The following is a 20,673-nucleotide window of genomic DNA, read 5'->3' on the forward strand; positions in this document are numbered from 1 at the left end:
TAAAAGAAAAAGAGTTACAATATTCCAAAAAGAACAGTATTTTTTTCCTATCTGACATGAAATATTCTTATTTAGTTTAACTCAAATTTCGTCATCTCATCCTTAATTCGAATCCGATCATCTCAATAACACTGAATGACCAGACAAAAACACATAAAAAGTGGAATCTTACATTCCACCTTTTATATTTGATTGAAAGGACTTAAAAAACTCCTCTTTCTGAATTTGATAAACCTTACAATCAATCCATTGTCGTCTACTATTTTGACAGGCGTTTTTCAACAAACGATCATATGTCATACCAAGCTTTTGCATCACGCGGCCTGATGCCACATTTAACACATCGTGACGAGCCTTCACTCTCGTAAACCCGACTACTTCAAAAGCAAAAGCTAAAATCGCACAAGAGGCCTCCGTCGTAATTCCTTGATTCCAATACTTTCGACTTAAACAATAACCAAACTCACAAACAGCCCCTTCTTTTTGATGTAAGTTGACTATATTAAATAAAGAAATCGACCCAATCACATCCTGTGTTTCTTTTAAAACTATTGCCCATTGATAAGTCGTTAGATGTTGATAAGCCATCTCCCATCCTATCAATACTTTAGTAGTTTCCCCGATATGATGATGTATAGGCCAAGCCACATAGCGTGTCACTTCCCCATCACTTGCCCAATTATTAAAAACCATTACTGCATCATCCCGTTTGAATTTTCTTAAAATCAGCCGTTTCGTTTCTAACTCACACGTTCCTACATGCTTGACCATTCATACATTCCTCATCTCATTCTATTACATTTTTATTAGTTACATTATAACATCTAACCCTTTGACTTAGACATCCTTTCAACTATCTCTTACATTTATTTTCCACTATCACCGTAATTACTTAAAAATCGAGCAATCGGATCCAAAACCTGACATCCTTCCCTTGCTTGATTCAACATCCAATAATCAATCTCAACCCCATAGACTTTTACACTGCAAACAACTAAACTGCCATTTAACTCAAAAGGTTGCATCTCCGAATCTTCAACTCTTATAGTCGATAAATAATAAAACTCTCACATCCCCACACGATTTTCAATCATACATCAATCAGGTCCTCGATACGAAATCTAGACAACACTTCCTTCAAACTCTTCTGTTTTTAAATCATTACACCATAAATCCACACATACCTCCTAGCCCCCCACTTTATTAAAGTTTTCTAAACTATATATCTAGAAACGTCTAACAAATAACAAATTTTTCTGATTTTTTGAAAAGTTGTATATCTTTGTCATTATTCCGAATAATAAAAATAATCTTATAAAAAAGAGGGACTTTATGGTTGAATCAATAATTGATACTATATTACCTATCATTATTAGTATTTTAGAAATGATGGGAATCTTAATTATAACCATTGGATCATTTAGGGCTTTTTATCATTATGTTAGAGCACTTCTCACAAAAGATGCCTACCCTGTTAAACATCAATTTGCTAATTCCATGGCAACAGGGCTAGAATTTAAATTAGCAGCTGAAATATTAAAAACTGTTCTCATCCAAAGTTTAAATGAACTTATTATCCTCGGTTCCATCTTTTTATTGAGAGTTTTAATGACGATTGTCATCCAATGGGAAATGAAAGAAGATGCTAAAACCAACGTTAAAACAGAATAAAAGCTCGCTGTAATAGCGAGCTTTTATAATTTTATAAATAACCTTTTTCTTTAAGACTTACAAATTGATCATCACCGATAATTAAATGATCCAGCACTTTAATACCAATTAATTCGCCTGCCTCATACAAACGATGAGTCAAGCCAATATCTTGTTCAGACGGTGTAGGATCGCCACTCGGATGATTATGTGCACAAATCACCGAAGCCGCAGAACGTTTAATGGCTTCTTTAAAGACTTCTCTTGGATGAACAATCGCTTTATTTAATGATCCAATAAAAATTGTTTTTTTCGAGATGATATAATTTTTAGTATCTAAGAATAAAACAACAAAATGTTCTTGTGTCAAATGTTTCATTTCAACTGCTAAATAATCGACACAATCACTAGGTGATAAAATAGCATCAACTTTTTGATATTTCGCTTTAGAAATACGTTTCCCAAGTTCAATACTTGCAAGCAATTGAATCGCTTTGCTTTTGCCTACTCCCTTTACATTCATAAGCTCTTCAATGGTCATCTCATTTAAAAACTTCAATCCTTGTGTTTGCTTTAAAATAAGCTGTGCCATTTGAAGAGCTGATTGATTCTTTGTCCCCGTTCTTAATAAAATGGCTAAAAGTTCAGCATTTGATAAAAACTCTGCCCCCTCAGTTAATAAACGTTCTCGTGGCCGCTCATCAAACGGTAAATCACGAATCATAAAGGACTCCATTTAAAATCAATCACTTCCAATCTTATTGAGTTAACCATTGATAGATTTCAAGTAACATTTTTTGACGCTCATTGGCAAGCGTCTCAAAGGAAGCATTTGATAAGGTCATATAATAACCAAAGATGTGCATCTCATCATCTGTAAACGTCTGTATAAACTCACTTGTCATTTCAAATGGATTTTGTTTGACAGCTTGTAAAAAATAATCCCAACGTAAATCTCCACTTTCAATTTCTAATCGTTTAATGAAATACGTTAAATTTTGGCTTTTTAAAGCTTGTTCAACACTTTCTAATGATTCTTTCGTTCCTGAGATATGGGAAAATACAGAATACTTTCCATCCGTTCTAGTAACACCATAGTTATACCCTAGTTTTTGTAAATCTCCAGCTAACGTTAGAAGATTATCATAGGTTTCAAAAACACCTAACTGCATAATATAAATGGCATTTTCATCATTTACTGCCACCTCTATCGAGGTCTTTTCTTCAGTTGTTTCATCTGATTCGCCCGTTGCTTTAGTCTCTTCAGGTGTCTCAACTGAGACAGTTGGTTGATCCTCACTTGAATTTGGCAATAAAATCCCATCTAATATTTTACCAAACGAAAACCCTAAAACAGTAAATATCAACGTCAACAACAAAAAAGCTCGAATCATCTTAGGATCCATTTTATTTTTTTTAACCATAATCCCCCATCCAATCGTACAAATCATCCCATGATTAGTTTTACTAATTAGTTTATGAGTCTCATGATATCAAAATCATCTTAAGAAAATTGTTGAAATCTCATTTCATTAAATATTTTCGAACTTCTGAAATGAAATATAAAGATCCCGTAATAATTAGGCACTTCTCATCCGTTAAGTGATCTAATAACTTCTCAAGTAATTGTTCATAATCTTCGTCATAATCTGCATTCAGACCGCTATAACTCTCAAACTGATTTTTTCCCGATTGTGCCCGTGGATAATCAAAGGTTGTAAAATGAACCTCATCCGCTACTACTTTTAAATACTTAAACATCTCGCTATACTCTTTATCCTTTAAAACACTCACCATAAATACATGGCGTTTGGTTGGATAAAGCTCTTGTACTGTTTCACATAGGTTCTTCATTCCCTCAGGATTATGAGCACCATCTAAAATAATGGCTGGCTCATCATGAATCAATTCAAAGCGACCTTTCCAAAAAGCTTCTTTCATTCCCCTATATATATTTACTTCAGAAATGCTAAAAATCCTTTTTTCTTTTAAATACTTTAAGATAGAATAGGCTAAAGTCGCATTTTTAACCTGATAAAGTCCTTTCATATTTAACTTAACATTCGGTAAATCAACCCAATCAAATTGAATCCCTTCATGTCGATTCTTAATATTTGTTGGAGCATAAGTACTTAAGGCATTTAAATATGGGCAATTTTTCCCTTCACAGGTAACTTTAAAAATTTCTAACACATCGTCATCATCCTCTGTTGTAAACAAAGGAACACCATGTTTTACAATCCCCAGTTTTTCAACTGCAATTTTTTGTAAAGTATCACCTAAAATCGCTTCATGATCATGGCCGATATTCGTAATCCCACATGCCAGTGGTTGGATCATATTTGTTGCATCCAAACGACCTCCTAATCCCACTTCATAAATCACGACATCAACAGGCTGATTTTTAAAATAAACAAATGAAATAAGTGTGATTAATTCAAATTCTGTAAAAGGTCCAATATCAGTTTTATTAATTTCTTCAACGATCGGTTTCACGACATTCGCACACCACGCTAAATCATCATCACTAATCGGAACACCATTTAATGTAATACGTTCATTAAATGATTCAATATAGGGAGACGTAAAGGTTCCTACAAGATACCCTGCATCCTGTAATACCGAACGAAGATACGTAACTGTTGATCCTTTTCCATTCGTTCCTGCAATATGAATAGTTCTTATTTTTAAATGGGGATTCCCAAGACGTGCTAAAGCAGCTTCCATTCGTTCAAGTCCTGGTTTTATTCCAAATCGTAATTGTTGATTTACCCATTCAATGACATCATTTCCATTTCTAAACATTTCAACACCACCTAATTACATCAAAATCAGCTGTTTTAATTTAGCGTCACTTGGATTTTTTCACCTTTCTTAAGTGTCCCTCCCATTAAAACAGACTGAGAAATATCCTGATTACCACTTCTTTTTTCCACTTCATCTGATCCTTCAGTCGACACTACAATTAAATCATGTTCATTTGCAAACTCCATTAACTTTGACACGCTTTTCCCCGTAAAATCATCCATTACAGGGGCCCCTTTAGAAACGGTTACTGTTAAGACCAATGGATCTTTTCCAATGACAGTTCTTGGTTTAATGGATTGTTCCATGACCCTATTTTGTAAAATATCATAGGAATAAACTAATTCATAAATCACTGTTATATTTTCGTGTTCTTTGTCATATGCCATCACTTCTTCGGCTGACCACCCATGAAAATTAGGAAGTGTATTTGATTGAATTGAATATTTAACATTAAAAATTAATGTGCCAATAATCCCAAAAAGAAAAATCCAACAATAAAACTTAGCATTTAAACGATATTTTTTTCTTTTCTTTGACTCATTCATGTTGATACCACCCTTTCCCCATCCAATAATAGATTATTTTTCCCATTTTATCTAAATTTATAACTCTCTTTTGATTTAAGCATCATTTGATATCATATTTTTTGTAATACTATCATAATTCTACCAACTAATATTCGTTTTTGAAAGAAAAAACCGTCCCTCATAACTTGTATTTTTTGTCACATTTACTAAAAAATATAATTACTTACAAAATTCATCATCTTAGTCGATAAAAAAAACTGCCCTAAAACTAAGGCAGTTTAAAAATAATTATTTTTGAAGTTGTGCTAAACGTTCTTTAACCGTTTCAAATTTTTCTTTGTAATCAGCTAATTTATTACGTTCTTCTTCAACTAAGTGAGCAGGTGCTTTTGAAACGAATTTTTCATTTGCAAGCTTAGATTCTCCACGTTTAACTTCACCTTCTAATTTTTTAAGTTCGGCTGTTAAACGATTAATTTCTGCACTTACATCAATTAATCCTTCAGTTGGTAAGAAGATATCAGCTCCTGTTACAACAGCTGTCATTGTTTCTTCTGATACTGTTAAATCTTTTTCAATCACTAATTCACTTGGATTACAGAAACGAGCTAAGTAAGCTTGGTTTGCTGTTAAGTTGACTAATGCCTCTTCTGATTTAGCGTTGATAAAAATACGGATTTTTTTGCTCATTGGCGCATCTACTTCAGCACGGATGTTACGAACTGAACGGATAATATCCATTAATAATGTGAAATCAGCCATTGTTTTCGCATCATTGAATTCTGGTTTAACAACTGGCCATGCTGCTACTGCACATGCCGTATTTTCACGTGTAATCATTTGATAAATTTCTTCTGTTACGAATGGCATAAATGGATGTAATAATTTCACGATAGATTCTAATACATAAGTTAAAACCATACGAGTTGAACGTTTTGCTTCTTCGTCTTCACCTTGTAATGGTAACTTAGCCATTTCAATATACCAGTTACAGAAATCTTCCCAGATAAAGTTGTATAAGTGACGTCCTACCTCACCAAATTCAAATTTATCTGCATTATAGTTGATTGCTTCAATTGTTTCATTTAAACGACCTAAAATCCATTTATCTGCAACGTTTAATGTAGCAGCCTGTAAACATACATCTTCTACTGTCATCCCTTCCAAATTCATGATGACGAAACGAGAAGCATTCCAAATTTTATTAATGAAATTCCATGTAGACTCTACTTTTTCTTCAATATAACGTAAATCTTGACCTGGTGCTGAATTTGTTGTTAAGAAGTAACGTAAGCTATCTGCCCCGTATTTCTCAATAACATCCATTGGGTCAACCCCATTACCTAATGATTTACTCATCTTACGTCCTTCAGCATCACGTACTAATCCATGGATTAAGACATTTTTAAATGGACGCTCATCTGTAAACTCTAAACTTTGGAAAATCATACGAGATACCCAGAAGAAGATAATATCATATCCTGTTACTAATGTATCTGTTGGGAAGTAAGCTTTAAAGTCCTCACATTCAACATCTGGCCAACCTAAAGTTGTAAATGGCCATAAAGCAGACGAGAACCATGTATCTAATACGTCTTCATCTTGGTTCCAGTTTTCAATATCTGCTGGGGCCTCTTCTCCGACATACATTTCTCCAGTTTCTTTATGATACCAAGCTGGAATTTGATGTCCCCACCATAATTGGCGTGAAATACACCAATCATGAATGTTTTCCATCCAACGTAAGAATGTATTTTCAAAACGCTCTGGAACGAAGTTTACTTTATTATCAGTTCCTTGATTTGTAACTGAACGAGCAGCTAATTCTTCCATTTTAACGAACCATTGTGTTGATAAATAAGGTTCAACGACTGCATCTGTACGCTCAGAGTGCCCAACTGCATGAACATGTTTTTCAATTTTAACAACTAATCCCGCTGCTTCTAAATCAGCCACTAATTGTTTACGTGCATCTGCACGATCCATTCCATTATATTTACCTGCTAATTCATTCATTGAACCATCTAAGTTCATACAGATTGGACGAGCTAAGTTATGACGATTTCCAACTTCAAAATCGTTAGGGTCATGAGCTGGCGTAATTTTAACAGCCCCTGTTCCAAAATCCATTTCAACATATTCATCAGCAATGACTGGGATTGGTTTAGCATTTCCTGGAATCAGAACATTTTTACCAAGTAAATGTTTATAACGTTCGTCTTCAGGGTGAACCGCAACGGCAACGTCTCCAAACATTGTTTCAGGACGAGTTGTTGCAACTTCTAAGAATTCATCTGTTCCTTCAATCATGTATTTGAAATGATAGAAAGCTCCTTCGATTTCTTTATGAATAACCTCGATATCAGATAAAGCTGTACGAGCTGCTGGATCCCAGTTAATAATGCGTTCACCGCGATAAATTAATCCTTTTTCGTATAATTGAACGAATACACGGCGAACTGCTTTTGATAATCCTTCATCTAATGTGAAACGTTCACGAGAATAATCTAATGATAACCCCATTTTTTCCCATTGCTGACGGATAAAGCCTGCATATTCTTCTTTCCATTCCCACGCTTTTTCTAAAAATGCTTCACGTCCAATATCGTAACGAGATAATCCTTGTTCTTTTAAACGTGCATCAACTTTTGCTTGAGTTGCAATTCCAGCATGATCCATTCCTGGTAACCATAAAGCATCATAACCTTGCATACGTTTCATACGAATAATGATATCTTGTAACGATGTATCCCAAGCATGTCCTAAGTGTAATTTTCCTGTCACGTTTGGTGGCGGAATAACGATTGTATATTTTGGTTTATTTGATTGTGGTTCTGCTTTAAAACAATCTTGTTCATACCAGAACGCATATTTACCTTGTTCAACATCTAAATGATTATACTTAGGTGCTAAGTTCTTAGTCATTTTAATGCCCTCCTTCAATTCAAATTCACGATAAGGTCCCGTTTAATCATCAGAAAATAAGCTAGCAAAAGTGTGCATGTACATCTTGAAATTTTATTCTTTCATCTCAAGACCAAACAATTGATAGACGACATCGAATTAGTGATATCCACCACAGGCGTATAGACGTTCTAGCTCTTAATTCATTTAAGAAGAACATCTAACATAGTTAAACTAAGTCCGTATCAGTAAACCGACAAGCTCGACTAACAAAAAAAGCACTCCGTCCTATAAAAGGACGAAATGCTTAAAATTCCGCGGTACCACCTTAATTGTAAGTTTATACTTACCACTTATGCTTTAACGCAGCAAACGGAATTTCTTACTAACTTCTCTATTCAGAAACTCAACTCGCAGGCTACCTTCAAAGTCTTCACATAGAGTTCTTTCAGCACATGAACTCCTCTCTAAAATGTAAAAATACTTTTACTCCTCCTGGTCACGGTTATTACCTATCATGCTATATATGTTAGTATTCTACAACATCAAACAAATTTATTCAATAGCTGAATAAGAATTTCAAATTAATTCTAATACCTTATAAAAGATATTAAGTGAATGGAACAAAAAAACATCTAACTTAAAAATTTGCTAGATGTTTTATATATAATGATTAATAACCTAGATCGTGAAAGTCAGTCTTGGTTATTCAAATGCTCGATTATCAAGTCTGAATACACATTCTCTCCCCTCGAAAAGCCGCCCTTCATTACTAGATAATGAGATAAAATTTTCTTTCTGTAGAAAATTAATCAGGGCTTATATATTATATCCCTTATCTCATGCATAAACTATATTAAGGGGGTGGATATGATGTATCCAAAAAATAATCCAAGAAGAGGTGGATGGCGAGCTTATCTAAGCTCTTTAAAATCAATTATTTGTCTTTTATTTTTTTATCAATTATTCCTCATCATTTTTTCTTTTTCACAGTTTGACTTTGTCATGTTGATGATCCTTGGGGGCTTGTTGGCGTTGTTGTGGTGGGTGTGTTAAACTCATTATAAACTTGAAAAGCTAATAAATGAGGAGCTAATGTTTCATTTAATACTGCAATATTAATCAACGAGTGGTCTTGTAAAGACTCACCGAGCTCTGATAAGTCAACTAATAATGATTTAAAGAAAAAATAGTGCCGCAAAATTGCGGCTTTTTCATTTTTAACATAATCTAAAATAATTGATTTCATTCCAGGAACCTGATAATAAACCTCAACCAAATAATACATATCCAATGAAGATAAAGAAAACAGGCTTTTTTCAAAATTAATCAGATATGTATCCTTTTCGCTTATTAAAACATTAGCCACATTCACATCACCGTGAATTAAACTAATCGGCATCTTATGATCCCTTTTTAATAAATCGTAAAACTTTTTCAACTCCTCATGAGCCTGCTGTAACATCCGATAAATCATCGGATAAACCATCATAAAATACCACTCATAAGGCGAGCGATCCTTCTTAAGTTCGCACGCCTCCATAATTTTTTGTAACTTCGAATAACTCGTCTCAAGTCGTTTATACTCTTTATTATAAATTTTAGAAATTTCTTCATCGCTTATATCCGTCATTAAACGCGTTTTCTCATGCAAGTCATTTAACAATTCAACATAATAGTATAACTGCTTTTCAAGTGGAACAGCAATAATTTGAACATAATCTGTCAGATAAAAAAATTGACCTCGACAAGGAACTAAATGTTGTCGATCTCTCGTTCTATAAATGGGTAAAATATTTTTAGGTAATGACTTATAAGCAAATAATTGCTTCATAATAAATTCATCATTACCCTCTGCTAGCTTTAAAACATATTCGTGTTGTGCTGTCGAAACTTTCAAAGATTTAGAGGTAATGTTTGAAACCTTTTCAACACTCAGATTATAATTTGTTTCAATTAAAATTTTAATTTCTTCTAAATTGTCCATAATTTATCATCACATGATCGCCTGGACAAAGAGGAGACTGAACATTTGCACAATTATAAATATGATCTTGGGTTACATTATATTTTGTACAAATATCATCAATGGTTGTTTCTTCCTCTTGAACAAACACGATTTTAATAATACTTTCCCCATCTGAGAATTGACTTGCAATCGAATCATCACTTGATGATGACATATTGACGGCTACCTTACTTTCCTTTACCTCTTCTTCAACAGGTTGTACAGCAACTAATGATTGTTCCACTTGAACCGGTTGTGTTATTTGTTGTGTTACTTGAACTGGTTGTGTCATTTGTTGTGTTACTTGAACTTTTTGAATAACAGGTTGTGAGACAGTTTGAATTGATGTCGAAACTGGCGTTTCAGATACAGTTTCTTGACTTTCCACCGTCGCCACTTCCTCCTCTTGATCTAATCCATATAACATATCAAACAAGTTAGACTTTTCTTTCACAACAGGCTCTTCAAAAGTTACTTCTTTAATATTTTGTTTTAATGGATACGGTAAAATTTCTTCCTCTTCTATCATTTCTTTTGGTTCTGTCACTTCTTCTTGCACCACTGGAATTGGCATCACTGGATGATATTTAGTCGGCATCGTTTGTTCTGAAATAACTTCTTCCCATCCTGTTGATTGTGAGATTGGTTGTTGAATCGTTTGCTCAATCGTAGCCACTTGCTCAACAACTTTTTGTTCAACGGGTACTTGAATTTCCTCAACTTCTTTAACGACTTCCTCTTTAACCGGTACGACTTCTTCAACCACCTCAGTAGCAGGAGTAGTTGGAACAGGTTCTGATTTTTTTTCTACAACAACCGGTTCTTTATTTAAAATTTGCTTAATTTTATCTGTTAATGTTTCTTTTCGAGATGCCTGCTCAACAAATGCACCTGAATCAGATAATTGTTCAACCACTGGCTCTAGCTCTTCTACTACTTCTGCTTCAATCACTGGCTCTAACTCTTCTACTACCTCGGCTTCAACCACTGGCTCTAACTCTTCTACTACTTCTGCTTCAACCACTGGCTCTAACTCTTCTACTACTTCTGCTTCAACCACTGGCTCTAACTCTTCTACTACCTCTACTTCAATCACTGGATCTCGGTCTTCCACCACCTCTACTCCAATCGCTGGTTCTAGCTCTTCTACTACCTCGGCTTCAATCACTGGTTCTAGCTCCTCCACTACCTCACCTTCAATTACTAAATCTGGCTCTTCTCCTACTTCCTCAATCGGTGCAACTGCCTCAACATCCCCCCCAACCACAGGAACAAATTCATCATTTGATTCAGTAAAGATTTCTGTTTCTCCTTCTTCCTCTCCATCATTTTGAACTTGGTTAACTGCTATTTCTTTTCGAGCCACCTCTGATAAAAATGGTTTAGGAAGTGCAGCATCTTTTTTAACTGGTTCCTCATCAACTAATTCCACCGCTTCCTGGTGAGATGGCATCGCAACGTCATCAAAATCTAAATAGTCAAGATCCTCATCATCATTCGACGCAACTGATTTAGGAGAAAAAATAGCTTCCTTAGTAAAAATAACAGGCGGTTGTTCCTGCCCTTCATCCTCTTCATCAGGTTCAATTAATGTTGGTGTACTATCTAAATTATATCCTGCAATGCATAATCTAATATTTAAACATAACCTATTTCCATCTTCAATCGTATAATCAAAATTCTCTACATCAATTTTAATATTCGTCGTACGATCGTTATTAGGTAGCGTGATATCTAAAGGAATACACTCATTAAATAAAAATTGCTCTTTAGTCGATGAAACATATTCTCCATCAATACACACTTGCCCGCGAAGTGATAAATAATCCCCTTCATCATAAACGTTTGTCTCAGGTACAATATTAATCGATACAATATCTTCTATGTTTTTGATTGGTAGTGTACAATCCCAATTAAATGAATAACTCATTTTTTACCCTCCTATTTTTCTTTGTCATTTCATTATATTCCTAAGTCTTTAAAATATGTAAAAACTTGCGAGGATGACTAAGACTTCATCATTTTTTTAAACATAGAATCTTTTATCGCTTAACAAACATTTTAAACCGAAATGTTCTTTACCATTTTTCTACATTTTTTTGTTATTTCGACTATTTTTTTTACCATAAATTATGATATAATTACTTCATCCAAGAAATTGGATAGCATAACACTACCCTAATTGATACGGTTTACCCCATCATGCCGTATCAGTATATTATTCTCTTTCCATTCCAATGTTTTATAATTACCCTTTTTTTGAGGTAGAATGGACCTCAAACTTTCTTAGAAAAGAGTCTGTTTAAACTTTTTTTAAATAGACTCTTTTTTTATGTTAAAACTTCATTAAAAAAGACTATCTCACTTTAGAGATAGTCTTTTTTTTATTCAAATGTAATTTTGTTGACAGTTTCCTGATCTAAACGACGAACAACTTCTGTCATTAATTTAACTGTATTTTCATAATCATCACGATGAATCATTGAAGTATGTGAGTGAATATAACGTGATGCAATTCCAACTGACATCGCAGGGGCCCCATCATGTGCTAAATGCATTTTGGCTGCATCAGTTGCTCCTCCTGGCGTAATATCAAATTGATATGGAATATTTAATTCATCCGCTACGCTCACAACAAAATCACGTAATCCTTTATGACCAACTAATCCACCATCAATTAAAGTAATGATTGGCCCTTTCCCCATTTTTGCTTGGATTTGATTCGTAACCCCTGGCACATCTCCAGCTAGTCCTACATCTAAAGCGAAAACGATGGATGGGTTAATCATTTGGCTTGTTGTCACTGCTCCACGGCATCCAACTTCTTCTTGAACTGTTCCCACACCGTAGACGATGTTTGGATGAGATTCACCTTTTAAATTATTTAACACTTCAACAGCTACGGCACAACCGATACGATTATCCCATGCCTTAGCTAATAAGTATTTATCATTCGCCATCGTACGGAACTCAATATAAGGAGTAATCATATCACCTGGTCGAATACCAAGCTTTTCTACCTCTTCTTTACTCTCAACACCTAGGTCAATATACATTTCTTTAATATCAACCGGTTTTTGACGTGCCTCAGGTGTCAAAATATGAGGTGGTGTTGACCCAATAACCCCATGATACGTTTTCCCACTATTTGTTGTGATAGTGACTTGTTGTGCAAGCATCACTTGTCCCCACCATCCACCTAGTGTCACGAATTTAATAAATCCATTATCATCAATACGTTGAACCATAAATCCAACTTCATCCATATGACCTGCAATCAAGATTTTCGGTCCATCTTTTTCCCCTACTTTTTCAGCAATTAATGATCCGATATTATCTTGATAAATTTTATCTGCTGAGTCACCAATATATTTTTTCATCACTTCACGTGCTTGACGTTCTTGACCCGGTACAGCATTTGCATCTGTAATTTCTTTTAAGAACGTTAGAGTTTGATCTAACTTAGTCATTATGTTTCCTCCTATTATCCATAATTTTCTATAAGTAGTATCATATCATTTTATCTCATTGATGAAAATAATTTTAAAAATATTTTCTTTAAAAATATCAAAAAAACACTACCTTAAGGTAGTGTTTGAAGTTTATAAAAAATTATTTATTCATTGCAGCTTTTGCAGTTTCTGCTAAAGCTGTGAATGCAGCAGCATCAGCTACAGCTAAATCAGCTAACATTTTACGGTTAACTTCGATTCCAGCTAATTTTAATCCGTGCATTAATTTGCTGTATGATAATCCATTCATACGAGCAGCAGCGTTGATACGAGTGATCCATAATTTACGGAAATCACGTTTTTTCTGACGACGGTCACGGTATGAATATTGTAATGATTTCATTACTTGTTCATTTGCAGTTTTATATAATGTGTGTTTTGATCCAAAGTAACCTTTTGCTAATTTTAAAACGCGTTTACGACGTTTACGTGATACAACTCCACCTTTTACACGTGGCATATTGAGTTCCTCCTTTTGTAGTACAAAAAATATTTAAATGATTATAAGCTATATAACATATCTTTGATACGTTTGTAATCGCTATTTGAAACAACAGCAGCTTTAGCTAAGTGTTTCTTTTGTTTAGTTGTTTTATTGTGAGCTAAGTGGCTTGTATAAGCGTGAGAACGTTTTAATTTTCCTGATCCTGTACGTTTAAAGCGTTTAGCAGCTCCACGATGAGATTTCATTTTTGGCATGGTAGAGTTCCTCCTTTATCTTTTCTACTTTTTCTTTGGTGCTAAAACGAGAAACATTGAACGTCCGTCAAGTTTTGGATTTGATTCAAGGTCTGCGATTTCAGCACACCCTTCAGCAAAGCGAGTTAAAACATTGCGACCGAATTCTGTATGAGCAATTTCACGCCCTTTGAAACGTACGCTAACTTTAACTTTATCACCTTTACTAAGGAATTTTTGAGCATTTTTTAATTTAGTATTAAAATCATGCTGATCAATGTTAGGACTTAAACGAACTTCTTTAAGACTTACAACCACTTGGTTTTTTCTCGCTTCGCGAGCATGTCTTTGTTGTTCGTAACGGTATTTACCGTAATCCATAATACGACAAACAATCGGATTAGCTTGTGGTGCTACACATACTAAATCTAAATTTTGTTCAGAAGCAGCACGTAAAGCATCTTTGCGTTGCATTAAACCAAGTTGTTCGCGGTTAGGACCAATGACTAACATCTCCTTAGCGCGGATATCCTCGTTGACTAAGCTCTCGTTTTTTACATTCTTCTTGCTAATGATGAGCACCTCCAATTTTATAGAACATTCATGGAAAAAAAGAAAAACGTAGGCATTCAAGCGCCCACGTTTAAAATCACAGTTAAAAAAAACTATGCGACTTTTAAACCTATCGACTTAAGCCAATCAGGTGAGAAGTGGGTACTTCTTCTTTCCACATGATATTCACATTTATTAATTATAACACCTTGATTAGTATATGTCAATCAAGCGCTATATATTCTTTAATTTTTTTAAGATTTGTATCATTTAGGAATCCACTCTCAACCAATGCGGTTAAAGCATCATCATTAATGACCTCATCTTTAACTAGTCTATCATAAGTTTTGTTTTTAATCAACTCTTCATAGTAAGAATTAAAAATTTCCAGTGTTATGGTTTGATTGTTCAGATATTCCTGAGTATTTGCTAAATATTCTTTCATTTCATTAATTCCAATCTTATTATTTGAAAAATTAGCTAAATAACCAGAAGTTGTTGCAATATACGGGATTAAATATTCATAGGCATCTTGCAACGAATTTTTACGACTTGGGTCTTTTTGAATCATTTCTTCCATCACTTTAAGATTAACTGTCGTCCCATCAAAAATGAGATGTGCCTCTTCTTTGTAAGTTTGTAATACCTGAGTAAGTGTTTCATAGGGGGCATAAAACTCTTCAATATCCTTTGAAATAAAAGGAACTGTTTTTAATAAAAAAGAGGAGAATGTATGGGGGCCTACTAAATTAAACAAAGGAAATCCAACAATCATTAAAACAATGATTAAATACGTATACGTATTTAAAATGGTACACCCAGAACTTAGAATCCTTCCAAACGTTGAATTTAACTTAATTTTTCTGAATAAATACCTTTCCCATTCATAGTTTCTTCCGAATACATATAGAATGCTCTTTATAATAATAAATATAAATATATAAATAATAACAAACATAATAAGTGGAATAATCATTTCTTCGTGAGGTTGCACTAAATAAAATAACTCATCAGGAATCATTAATCCTATATTCGCATTTTCTGGAATCGTCTGAATCGCTTTATTAGTTAAAAAAATAGAAATAAAATAAGTCGCTATCATTGAAATCAGTTGCAAAATAAGTTGAAGAAAACTGAAACGAAACGTATCTTTATAACCCAGATAAGCAGCGATTAAAAAAACAAGAAGGGCTATTACATCTACACTCGACTGTCTTAACACGACCATAGTTTCAATCATTTTTATCACTCCCTACTTTACAATACCTACTTATTCTTTCCTTTTAACTGATAAAAACACAATCATCAACTAAATTCATTATTGTAATTCTCTATCATTCTATTCATAAAATTCCAAAAATCTATAAAAAAATGAGAAGCTACAAGCTTCTCATTTTGACTTATTATTCAGGTTTATAGTTTTTACGCTCTGCAATTTCTTCAACTAAGAAATGAACGAATTCTTTTAATGGTAAAGTCTGAGTTTTTTGCTCACCGAAACGGCGGAATGTGACTTCATTATTAGCAACTTCTTTATCCCCTAATACAATAGACATTGGGATTTTCTTAGTTTGTGATTCACGGATTTTATAACCCATTTTTTCTTCACGCTCATCGATTTCTAAACGAACACGGTATTTACGTAATTCTTTAGCAACTTCTTTTGCGTACTCTAAATGATATTGATTATTAACTGGAATCACTGTTACTTGTGTTGGAGCTAACCATAGTGGGAATGCTCCTTTGTAAGTTTCAATTAAATAAGCCATGAAACGCTCATATGTTCCGATTAAACCACGGTGCATAACAACTGGACGTACTTTTTCACCAGTTTCAGATACATAAGTTAAATCGAAACGTTCTGGTAATAAGAAGTCTAATTGAATAGTTGACATTGTAATATCATGTCCTAAAGCTGTTTTGATTTGGATATCTAATTTAGGACCATAGAAGGCCGCTTCTCCTTCAGCTTCAATGAATGGAATATTATTTTCGATTAATGTCTCGCGTAACATTGACTCTGCATTTTCCCACATTTGATCATCATCGAAATATTTTTCTTTGTTTTCTGGATCACGAAGCGATAAACGATAGTAGTTAATTTCAACTCCGAAGTCTTTAATCACACGGTGAATTAATTCTAAACAACGAGAGAACTCTTCTTTAATTTGATCTGGACGAACAAAAAGATGAGAATCTGTTAAAGTCATCGCACGTACACGCTCAAGACCAGTTAAAGCACCTGAGGCTTCAAAACGGTGTTGAATAACTTGCTCTGCATAACGAATTGGTAAATCACGGTATGAACGTAATTTTGTTTTATATACCATCATATGGTGAGGACAAGACATCGGACGTAATACTAATTCTTCATTATCCATTTCCATTGGAACGAACATATCTTCTTGATAATGTGCCCAGTGTCCTGAAGTACGATATAAATCAACAGATCCCATAACTGGAGTTGCTACGTGTTGGTATCCGTAATCTTCTTCTAATTCAGTAATATATCGTTCGATTTGTTGACGAACTTTCATACCATTTGGTAACCAGATTGGTAATCCTTGACCTACTAATGGACTGAATGTGAATAATTCTAATTCACGTCCTAATTTTTTATGATCACGTTCCTTACGCTCTTCTAAAATACGTAAGTGATCAGCTAAAGCATCTTTAGATAAAGCAGCTGCCCCGTAAATACGAGTTAACATTTTATTGTCGCTATCTCCTCGCCAGTAAGCTCCTGCTACACTTAATAATTTAAAGAACTTAACATCTTTTGTATTTGGAACATGTACTCCGCTACAAAGATCTGTAAAATCACCTTCTGAATAAGTTGTGATGATTTCACCTTCTTTAATCGCATCAATTAATTCTAATTTATATTCATCAGCTGCAAATAATTCTTTTGCTTCTTCACGGCTTAATTCTTGACGAATAATCGGTAAAGCTTCTGAAGAAATTTTTTGCATCATTTTTTCAATAGCTGGTAAATCAGCTTCTGAAATTTTTGATTCTGTATCAATATCATAATAGAATCCATCTTCAATCGCAGGTCCTACTCCAAATTTTGCATCTGGATAAAGACGTTTAATAGCGGCAGCCATTAAGTGAGCAGCCGAATGGTTAATAATTTCCCACGCTTCTGGACGATCATTTGTAATTAATTCAATTTTTGCATCTGCTTCAATTGGACGACTTAAATCATATAAATGTCCGTTAATTTTAGCAGCCACACATTTTTTACGTAATCCTGGTGAAATAGAGTGCGCAATCGCATCTGCAGTAACTCCATTTTCAAATTGTTTCACATTCCCATCTGGGAAAGTAATGTTAATCATGGTATTTCCTCCTTTTATTTTTCGTTTACCTCGGAGCGAAATTTTTGAGTATAAAAAAAATCGCTCCTAAAATTTAATTAGGAACGATTATAATCGCGGTACCATCCTATTTCCAACAAAGAAAAGACTCTTCGTTAGCAACTCAATTTAACGTTAACGCAGTCAGCGGGAAACTTTTTCAAGTCCAGTTCAAAGGGAGTAATTCAAACATCGTACTTAGAAATCTTTCAGCCATGGATTCCCTCTCTAGAAAGTCGTATGAATAAATCATATCCTTATCAAAACCTTTGATATATCAGTCTACTCATTAGTATATGTATGAATCATATTATAATGTATGATTTTTTTGAAATCAAGCAAAAAGTGATAAGAATTTTAGCGATTTTGACGATAATTTGTTCCAGTAATAGCGACAGGAACACTTAAAGCTTTGATACGTTCTAAAATACGTGCCCCCTTAATTTCCTCAACTTCTCCTTTTTGAGTATAAGAATAATGATGACGTAATTGTTCATAATCCAAGTTCGAAGTGAAAAAAGTTGGAAGCCCCTGATGCATTCGATAATTTAAAATACGGCCAAGCACTTCATCCCGCATCCAGCTCGTCATCGATTCACTTCCAATATCATCTAGCATCAAGACATCGATTTGCTTTAATTGTTCAATTTTATCATATCCACTATTATTGTCACTATTAAATCCTGATTTAATTTCAGCAACCAATTCAGGAAAGTAAACTAAGCCACAAACAATTCCACGTTGAGATAAGATATTTGCAATGGCGCTTAACATATATGTTTTCCCTGTGCCAAAAGGCCCATATAAATAAAGACCGCGACCTTTTTTATTTGTCATGTATTCATTAATAAATAAAGTTGCTTTTTCATAAAACTCGACACGCTCAGGATCCATGATAAATCGTTCAAAATTCGCATTTACAATATCACCCGGCATATGAAAACTTTTAATATTCGCTAAATGTTTTTGATTTAACTCATAATGACAAGGCGTATATGCAATCTTAAGTTGCTTATACCTTGGTTCAAGTTCTGGTCGATGTCCTTTAACGGGTTGCTTACAATAATCTAATCCTAGACAACCCTCACATTTGGATTTATTTCGTGAATACTCATCTAAATCGGATATAAAGCTCGACAGACGTGACATATCCACCTCAGACTCATGACATTTTAATGCCTGTGCAATCTCTGGTTCATTTAATAACTCTTGATATGCCTGCTCAGCTCCAAACGTTTTCGGTATTAAATCACCTAATCGTTTCATCTAATTCACCCTTTCCCATTTAGAATCTGACTCTGTAATTGTTTCATGCGTTCAATCTTTTGTAAATCTTCTTCACTCAATGTTTTTTTATTCGATTCTTGCGTTTGCGGTGCTTTCAGCCAATCAGGAACTTGCTCTTGACGAACTACTCTCGCTGATTTTTGATAAGATGGTTTACTTGCTGCTGGCATCGTTTTTTCATTTTCACGTTTTTGCTTCGCTTTAAGCGTTGACTTAACTTGAGCAATTGCTTTTTCAGTATTATCAATCTCTTTACGCTGCCATTCACCCGCAATTTTTTCAACCAATTGCTTTGGCAATCGCCCATCTGAAATATTTAACACATAATCAATCAACACATTCACAACACCGGATGGCATTTGTTGATCCACCACTAACCACTCAACTAATTGACGATCGGCTGGAACAGGTTCTTTTTGATGTTGCTTAAACTTCAAGAAACTAAGTGGATGTTGTGACAGATGAATCAATAATTGTTTTTCCTTTGCACTTGCCGCATTCGCTTCACTAATCATGGTCTCTTGATTAACCTGCGAAACTTCCACCACCTCGATTGGCTTTCCTTTATTTAGAAATTGAAAATATTGTTTCGCTTGTTTTCTAAATACCTCTAAGTTGACGAAGCCATCACTATCTAAAGCATCAAAAATAAGACGAGCTAATTCACTTTCATCTAATTTATATAAAAAGGCAATCTTATTAATTTGATCGAGAAGTTTATCCGATAAAATTTGATCATCGAGTCCAAACTGCTTGAGTAAAGCAAATAGTAACTCTTCATTAAAGGCTTTCTCTAGCTCTACTCCCTCACGCTTCATCTCACTAACCGGCAGTGGACTAGCTTGTAGGGTTTGAGAGTTACGAAGTAACACCGTCGTATCAAATACTTCATTAAATGGTTTTGAGACATTTTTTCCTTCTGCTTTAAAAGCATCTTCAATAAAAAATTGCTTTAATGCTTGATAATCTACATTCCCAACTTTTAAATTTAAAAAGACATTAATAATTCCATCGCTAAAAAAGGCACGAGCTTTCATCGGTCTTTTTAAAACATACGTTATATGATGAGATTCTTCGGTGATATACACAGAAACTAATCCAACGGCTTCTAATTTATAACGCCACTCTAAAAACTCCTCAATATTCGTATTGAGTAACTGTAATAACAAATGATGCGTTAAAGATTGTTCCTGTTTTTTTAGTGCTAACGTATTTAAAGTCGTAAATAAACTCACGGCTTGCGGACCAATAATGGGTTGATACAGCAACGTCAAAACTTGTATTTCTTCCGAAGTCATCATTTGAATGGGACTTAAGTCGAATGTTGTATTCGGTTTAAGAGATACTCCCATTATTCAAACACTCCTTCTTTTAAAATGTTAAATCCC

Annotated in this window: 18 protein-coding genes and 3 other annotated features; of the genes, 1 reads left to right on the plus strand and 17 read right to left on the minus strand. The window is 34.2% G+C overall.

The annotated features are described in order from the left end of the window. Nucleotides 1-168: 168 nt before the first annotated feature. Both HLK68_RS00910 and HLK68_RS00915 read right to left on the minus strand, forming a co-directional pair. Complete coding sequence (locus tag HLK68_RS00910) at nt 169-771, minus strand: GNAT family N-acetyltransferase (RefSeq protein ID WP_132942795.1); 603 nt, start codon at nt 769-771, stop codon at nt 169-171. Between the two features lie 95 nt (nt 772-866). Next, nucleotides 867-1,025 carry a hypothetical protein gene (locus tag HLK68_RS00915; RefSeq protein ID WP_170837655.1) on the minus strand — a complete coding sequence of 53 codons (159 nt, stop codon included), beginning with the start codon at nt 1,023-1,025 and terminating at the stop codon, nt 867-869. 307 nt (nt 1,026-1,332) lie between these two features. On the opposite strand from HLK68_RS00915, the gene HLK68_RS00920 reads away from it, so the two are divergent. Then, a complete protein-coding gene (locus HLK68_RS00920) occupies nt 1,333-1,671 on the plus strand; it encodes a DUF1622 domain-containing protein (protein ID WP_006785472.1) in 339 nt (112 codons plus the stop codon). Between the two features lie 31 nt (nt 1,672-1,702). Here the strand turns inward: HLK68_RS00920 and radC are convergent, their stop codons facing one another. The 15 genes from radC to HLK68_RS00995 all read right to left on the minus strand — a co-directional run bounded on the left by radC (nt 1,703) and on the right by HLK68_RS00995 (nt 20,637). After that, nucleotides 1,703-2,374, minus strand: coding sequence for a RadC family protein (gene radC, locus HLK68_RS00925; RefSeq protein WP_006785471.1), 672 nt, complete (start codon nt 2,372-2,374; stop codon nt 1,703-1,705). 34 nt (nt 2,375-2,408) lie between these two features. Beyond that, complete coding sequence (locus HLK68_RS00930) at nt 2,409-3,074, minus strand: sporulation protein (RefSeq protein ID WP_229059721.1); 666 nt, start codon at nt 3,072-3,074, stop codon at nt 2,409-2,411. 100 nt (nt 3,075-3,174) lie between these two features. Beyond that, nucleotides 3,175-4,455 carry a bifunctional folylpolyglutamate synthase/dihydrofolate synthase gene (locus HLK68_RS00935; protein WP_132942796.1) on the minus strand — a complete coding sequence of 427 codons (1,281 nt, stop codon included), beginning with the start codon at nt 4,453-4,455 and terminating at the stop codon, nt 3,175-3,177. A 35-nt stretch (nt 4,456-4,490) separates the two neighbouring features. Beyond that, the gene (locus HLK68_RS00940) at nt 4,491-5,003 is read right to left on the minus strand and encodes a PASTA domain-containing protein (protein WP_132942797.1); all 513 of its coding nucleotides are present in this window, start codon (nt 5,001-5,003) and stop codon (nt 4,491-4,493) included. Nucleotides 5,004-5,273: 270 nt separating this feature from the next. Then, complete coding sequence (locus HLK68_RS00945; RefSeq protein ID WP_006785467.1) at nt 5,274-7,910, minus strand: valine--tRNA ligase; 2,637 nt, start codon at nt 7,908-7,910, stop codon at nt 5,274-5,276. A gap of 270 nt (nt 7,911-8,180) precedes the next feature. After that, nucleotides 8,181-8,401, minus strand: a binding site (T-box leader). A gap of 491 nt (nt 8,402-8,892) precedes the next feature. Then, a complete protein-coding gene (locus tag HLK68_RS00950; RefSeq protein ID WP_006785466.1) occupies nt 8,893-9,876 on the minus strand; it encodes a hypothetical protein in 984 nt (327 codons plus the stop codon). Beyond that, entirely contained in the window at nt 9,854-11,827 is a 1,974-nt protein-coding gene (locus HLK68_RS00955) for a hypothetical protein (protein WP_006785465.1), read from the minus strand. The genes HLK68_RS00950 and HLK68_RS00955 overlap by 23 nt, the downstream gene beginning before the upstream one ends. A gap of 454 nt (nt 11,828-12,281) precedes the next feature. Then, nucleotides 12,282-13,367 carry a M42 family metallopeptidase gene (locus HLK68_RS00960; protein ID WP_006785464.1) on the minus strand — a complete coding sequence of 362 codons (1,086 nt, stop codon included), beginning with the start codon at nt 13,365-13,367 and terminating at the stop codon, nt 12,282-12,284. A 142-nt stretch (nt 13,368-13,509) separates the two neighbouring features. Then, complete coding sequence (rplT, locus tag HLK68_RS00965; protein ID WP_006785463.1) at nt 13,510-13,869, minus strand: 50S ribosomal protein L20; 360 nt, start codon at nt 13,867-13,869, stop codon at nt 13,510-13,512. Between the two features lie 41 nt (nt 13,870-13,910). Then, entirely contained in the window at nt 13,911-14,108 is a 198-nt protein-coding gene (gene rpmI, locus HLK68_RS00970) for a 50S ribosomal protein L35 (RefSeq protein WP_006785462.1), read from the minus strand. A gap of 24 nt (nt 14,109-14,132) precedes the next feature. Then, nucleotides 14,133-14,669 carry a translation initiation factor IF-3 gene (gene infC, locus HLK68_RS00975; RefSeq protein WP_170837685.1) on the minus strand — a complete coding sequence of 179 codons (537 nt, stop codon included), beginning with the start codon at nt 14,667-14,669 and terminating at the stop codon, nt 14,133-14,135. Between the two features lie 25 nt (nt 14,670-14,694). Next, nucleotides 14,695-14,819, minus strand: a sequence feature (ribosomal protein L20 leader region). A gap of 43 nt (nt 14,820-14,862) precedes the next feature. Further along, on the minus strand, nt 14,863-15,879 hold the full coding sequence (locus tag HLK68_RS00980; protein ID WP_132942798.1) for a hypothetical protein: 1,017 nt from the start codon (nt 15,877-15,879) through the stop codon (nt 14,863-14,865). Between the two features lie 163 nt (nt 15,880-16,042). Then, nucleotides 16,043-17,980: a threonine--tRNA ligase gene (gene thrS / locus HLK68_RS00985; protein ID WP_132942799.1), complete on the minus strand. Its 1,938-nt coding sequence runs from the start codon at nt 17,978-17,980 to the stop codon at nt 16,043-16,045. Between the two features lie 76 nt (nt 17,981-18,056). Further along, nucleotides 18,057-18,271, minus strand: a binding site (T-box leader). Nucleotides 18,272-18,355: 84 nt separating this feature from the next. Beyond that, entirely contained in the window at nt 18,356-19,264 is a 909-nt protein-coding gene (gene dnaI / locus HLK68_RS00990) for a primosomal protein DnaI (RefSeq protein ID WP_006785458.1), read from the minus strand. 5 nt (nt 19,265-19,269) lie between these two features. Continuing rightward, nucleotides 19,270-20,637 (minus strand): replication initiation and membrane attachment family protein, encoded by a 1,368-nt coding sequence (locus tag HLK68_RS00995; RefSeq protein WP_006785457.1) that lies wholly within the window; start codon nt 20,635-20,637, stop codon nt 19,270-19,272. Nucleotides 20,638-20,673 lie beyond the last annotated feature (36 nt).

The sequence above is a fragment of the Turicibacter sanguinis genome, from assembly GCF_013046825.1.
In the GTDB taxonomy this organism is placed as follows: domain Bacteria; phylum Bacillota_I; class Bacilli_A; order MOL361; family Turicibacteraceae; genus Turicibacter; species Turicibacter sanguinis.

Excerpts from the sequence above, each read along its gene's own strand:
- HLK68_RS00935 (WP_132942796.1), bottom strand. The coding sequence starts at position 4,455 with ATGTTTAGAAATGGAAATGATGTCATTGAATGGGTAAATCAACAATTA.
- radC (WP_006785471.1), bottom strand. The coding sequence starts at position 2,374 with ATGATTCGTGATTTACCGTTTGATGAGCGGCCACGAGAACGTTTATTA.
- HLK68_RS00915 (WP_170837655.1), bottom strand. The coding sequence starts at position 1,025 with ATGCAACCTTTTGAGTTAAATGGCAGTTTAGTTGTTTGCAGTGTAAAA.
- HLK68_RS00960 (WP_006785464.1), bottom strand. The coding sequence starts at position 13,367 with ATGACTAAGTTAGATCAAACTCTAACGTTCTTAAAAGAAATTACAGAT.
- rpmI (WP_006785462.1), bottom strand. The coding sequence starts at position 14,108 with ATGCCAAAAATGAAATCTCATCGTGGAGCTGCTAAACGCTTTAAACGT.
- HLK68_RS00945 (WP_006785467.1), bottom strand. The coding sequence starts at position 7,910 with ATGACTAAGAACTTAGCACCTAAGTATAATCATTTAGATGTTGAACAA.
- HLK68_RS00950 (WP_006785466.1), bottom strand. The coding sequence starts at position 9,876 with ATGGACAATTTAGAAGAAATTAAAATTTTAATTGAAACAAATTATAAT.
- HLK68_RS00980 (WP_132942798.1), bottom strand. The coding sequence starts at position 15,879 with ATGATTGAAACTATGGTCGTGTTAAGACAGTCGAGTGTAGATGTAATA.
- dnaI (WP_006785458.1), bottom strand. The coding sequence starts at position 19,264 with ATGAAACGATTAGGTGATTTAATACCGAAAACGTTTGGAGCTGAGCAG.
- HLK68_RS00955 (WP_006785465.1), bottom strand. The coding sequence starts at position 11,827 with ATGAGTTATTCATTTAATTGGGATTGTACACTACCAATCAAAAACATA.
- thrS (WP_132942799.1), bottom strand. The coding sequence starts at position 17,980 with ATGATTAACATTACTTTCCCAGATGGGAATGTGAAACAATTTGAAAAT.
- HLK68_RS00910 (WP_132942795.1), bottom strand. The coding sequence starts at position 771 with ATGGTCAAGCATGTAGGAACGTGTGAGTTAGAAACGAAACGGCTGATT.
- rplT (WP_006785463.1), bottom strand. The coding sequence starts at position 13,869 with ATGCCACGTGTAAAAGGTGGAGTTGTATCACGTAAACGTCGTAAACGC.
- HLK68_RS00995 (WP_006785457.1), bottom strand. The coding sequence starts at position 20,637 with ATGGGAGTATCTCTTAAACCGAATACAACATTCGACTTAAGTCCCATT.
- HLK68_RS00930 (WP_229059721.1), bottom strand. The coding sequence starts at position 3,074 with ATGGTTAAAAAAAATAAAATGGATCCTAAGATGATTCGAGCTTTTTTG.
- HLK68_RS00940 (WP_132942797.1), bottom strand. The coding sequence starts at position 5,003 with ATGAATGAGTCAAAGAAAAGAAAAAAATATCGTTTAAATGCTAAGTTT.
- HLK68_RS00920 (WP_006785472.1), top strand. The coding sequence starts at position 1,333 with ATGGTTGAATCAATAATTGATACTATATTACCTATCATTATTAGTATT.